This is a genomic window from Streptomyces sp. SID5785 (assembly GCF_009870065.1).
Classification (GTDB): domain Bacteria; phylum Actinomycetota; class Actinomycetes; order Streptomycetales; family Streptomycetaceae; genus Streptomyces.
Map to the genome: position 1 here is coordinate 1 of NZ_WWIA01001105.1, position 3,412 is coordinate 3,412.

At 70.5% G+C, this 3,412-nt stretch carries 4 protein-coding genes; 1 reads left to right on the forward strand and 3 read right to left on the reverse strand.

All coding sequences use genetic code 11. The features are described from left to right. Positions 1–129 precede the first annotated feature (129 nt). Genes GTW43_RS35985 through GTW43_RS35995 form a run of 3 tightly spaced genes read right to left on the reverse strand, consistent with a single transcriptional unit; the run spans position 130 to position 2,922 of the window. Complete coding sequence (locus tag GTW43_RS35985) at positions 130–954, reverse strand: ABC transporter ATP-binding protein (protein WP_161306179.1); 825 nt, start codon at positions 952–954, stop codon at positions 130–132. A gap of 29 nt (positions 955–983) precedes the next feature. Then, entirely contained in the window at positions 984–2,012 is a 1,029-nt protein-coding gene (locus tag GTW43_RS35990; protein ID WP_161306177.1) for an ABC transporter substrate-binding protein, read from the reverse strand. Positions 2,013–2,058: 46 nt separating this feature from the next. Further along, a complete protein-coding gene (locus tag GTW43_RS35995) occupies positions 2,059–2,922 on the reverse strand; it encodes an ABC transporter permease (protein WP_161306178.1) in 864 nt (287 codons plus the stop codon). Positions 2,923–3,119: 197 nt separating this feature from the next. Here GTW43_RS35995 and GTW43_RS36000 point away from each other — a divergent pair. Further along, positions 3,120–3,412 (forward strand): LacI family DNA-binding transcriptional regulator (locus GTW43_RS36000; RefSeq protein WP_161306180.1); only part of this gene is annotated, 293 nt, incomplete at its 3' end.

Genomic DNA, 3,412 nt, shown 5'->3' on the forward strand with positions numbered 1-3,412 from the left:
CCGCAGCTCGGCGAGCCGGGCTCCGAGCCGGGCGTCCACGGGGTCGGGACCGCCGCCCGCGGCTTCTTCCGTATCGCGTTTCATATCCGGCACGATATCCCAGATATGACACACCTGGATCCGCGCCGGTCAGTCGTGCGCGGACACCGCCCCGAGAAGTTCGCGCACACGCCCCGTGGCGGCGCGGAACTCGGGGGTCGCGAGGGTCTGCGCGTAGTCCCGCTCCGCCGGCAGACCGACGTCGATGACCTCGGTGACGGTGCCGGGCCGCGGGCTCATCACCAGGACCCGGTCGGCGAGGTAGACCGCCTCCGGGATGGAGTGCGTCACCAGCAGGACGGTCGTGGAGGTGCGCCGCCAGATCCGGTTGAGCTCGACGTTGAGCTGCTCGCGGGTGAGGGCGTCGAGCGCGCCGAACGGCTCGTCCATCAGGAGCACGGGCGGCTCGTGCAACAGGGCCCGGCACAGCGCGACGCGCTGCTGCATGCCGCCGGACAGCTCGTGCGGGTAGGCGTCGTCGAAGCCGGTGAGCCCGGTCATGGCGATCAGCTCGTCGGTCCGGGCGCGGGCCTGCGCGGCGGGCATCCCGCGCATCTCGGCCTGGAGCAGGATGTTGCGCCGCGCCGAGCGCCATTCGAGCAGGGCGGCGCGCTGGAAGACGTACCCGATGTCGTGCCGCGGACCGCGCACGCGCTCGCCGCGCAGCTGCACCTCGCCCGAGGACGGCTGCAGCAGCCCGGCGACCAGCTTGAGCAGCGTGGACTTGCCGCAGCCGGACGGCCCGACGATGGCCACGAACTCGCCGTCGCGCACGTCGATCCGGATGTCCTGGAGCGCGGTGACGTCCTTCTTCTTCGTACGGAAACGGACCGCGACGTCGTCGATCCGGACCGCGGGGGCGGCGCCGGCCGGGTCCGGTCCGGCCGGTCGCCCGGCGACGGCGTCCTTGGCCATGTCCGGCCCCCGGGTCCCGTTCATGCCGCTCATCCCTTCATCCCGTGCGCCGTGTCCCAGTAGTCGCCGACCGGCTTGCCGCTCTTGACCAGGCCGGCCTGGGCGAAGACGTCGATGGTCTGCTGCCAGTCGGCCTCGGTGTTCACGCCGGGCGCCTTGCCCTCGGTGGCGTCGGTGTGGAGCAGCGTGAGGGTGGTCGTGAACTGCTCCGACAGGACGGTCTCCGGCGGGAGTTGCTCGGAGGCGCCGTCCATCGCGGCGACGGCGGGCTCCGGGTTCTTCTCGGCGGCGGCGAAGGACTCGCTCACGGCCTCGGCCATGCGCCGGGCGAGGTCGCCGCCGTCACCGGCGAGGGTCTTCTGGCCGGCGATGAGGCCGTTGGAGTAGAAGTTCAGGCCGTTCTCCGAGAAGCGCAGGTAGGAGACGTCCTTCTTGGCCTTGTCCTGCATGGTCGGGCCCTGGTCGCTCGCGTAGCCGAGGAGCGCGTCCGTCTTGCCCGAGATGACGGCGGCGATCTTGCCGGCCGGGTCGGTGTTCTGGACCTTGACGGCGGACTCGTCGATGCCGTTCTTCTTCAGGAAGATGGGGAACGTCTTGGAGAGCGCGTCGCCCGCGGTGCCCGCGATCGTCTTGCCCTTCAGGTCGGCCGGGGACGTGATGCCGGTGGCCGCGAAGGACTGGACCGAGGCGGGTGTCGTCTGCAGGAAGACGCCGAGGCTCTTCACCTTGACGCCCTGGTCGACACCGGCGAGCACGGCCGGGGTGTCGGCCCAGCCGAAGTCGGTCTGACCGGCGCCGGTGGCCTGCACGGTCTTCTGCGAACCCTGGCCCGCCCGGATCTCCAGGTCGATGCCGTGCTTCTCGAAGATCTTCTGCTTCAGGCCGTAGTAGAAGGGGGCGTGCTCGCCGTACGGGTACCAGTTGAGCGTCAGGGTGGCCTTGTCGAGCTTCTTGCCGGAGTCGGACGTCGAGGTCTCCGGGTCGCCGCCGCAGGCCGTGGCGGCGAGCGCGAGCAGGGCGAACGGCACGGTGGCGGTCAGCAGTCTGCGCGGGGGCATGACGGGGCCTTTCTGCGTCGGCTTCAGAGGATGCGGGGGGCGGCGTTCAGTACGTGGTGACGGCCGTGCCGTCCCGGCGGCTCGCGTGCCAGGGCAGCAGGACCTGCTCGGCCACCTCGACGGCGACGAACAGGACGACGCCGATCAGCGACATGACCAGGAGGCCCGCGAAGAGCATCGGGGTGTCGAGGTTCCCGTTGGCCTGGAGGATGACGTAGCCGAGGCCCTCGTCGGCACCGACGAACTCGCCGACGACCGCGCCGGTCACGGCGAGCGTCACGGCGACCTTCAGGCCGGAGAACAGGTGCGGCAGCGAGGCCGGGAAGCGGATCTTGCGGAAGGTCTGCCAGGGGCTCGCGCCCATCGTGGCGGACAGCTGGAGCATCTCCGGGTCGACCGCCTTGAGGCCGGTGACCATGGAGATGACGATCGGGAAGAAGGCGATGAGGACCGCGATGAGGATCTTCGGCGCGATCCCGAAGCCCAGCCACACGACGAACAGCGGGGCGATGGCGATCTTCGGGACGACCTGGGCGAACAGCAGAATGGGGTACAGCGTCTTCTCGACGGTCGTCGAGTAGACCATCACGACGGCCGCGAACACGCCGACCGCGACCGCGATGACGAAGCCGAGCAGGGTCTCGTACGTGGTGACCCAGCTGTGCTGCCAGAGGTAGTCGGGCTTGTCCAGGATCACGTCCAGGGTGGCGGCCGGCGACGGGACGAGATACGGCTCGACGAGCTCGGCGGCGGCGATCACCCACCACACCGCGAAGCAGGCCACGAGCAGGGCGAGCGGACGCCAGCTCTTCTCGGCGACGTCGGCGAACCGGCGGCCCGCCGTGGGCCTGGCCCGCTCCCTGACCCCCTGCACCAGCTCGGGGGACGACTTGAGTGCGCTCTGGCTCACGGGCAACTCCCCTGGCATCGGGACGACTTGGGCCGGGCCGCGAAATCGCTTTCAGAAAGCGCTTTCTGATAAGGTGTCAGCCACGCTAATGAGCCCATGTCCGCACGGTCAAGACACTGTGCGGAAGTTTCCTGTGACGGGAGTTCGACACCGCACTCGTGGGAGGCGCAGTGGACCGACCGGACGCACCACCGCACGTGACGCTCGACGCCGTGGCCCGCAGAGCGGGCGTCTCCCCCGCCACCGCCTCCCGTGCGCTCAACGGCACGGCGCCGGTGCGCGCGGAGCTGCTCGACCGGGTACGCGCGGCGGCCGCGGCGCTCGGCTACATACCGAACGCGCACGCCCAGGCGCTCGCCGGGTCCGCGGCGACCACCGTCGGCGTCATCTGCCACGACGTGGGCGACCCGTACTTCGCGGCGATCGCGAGCGGCGTGATGGCGGCCGCGGCGGAGCGCGACCTGCTCGTCATGCTGTCCTCCACGTTCCG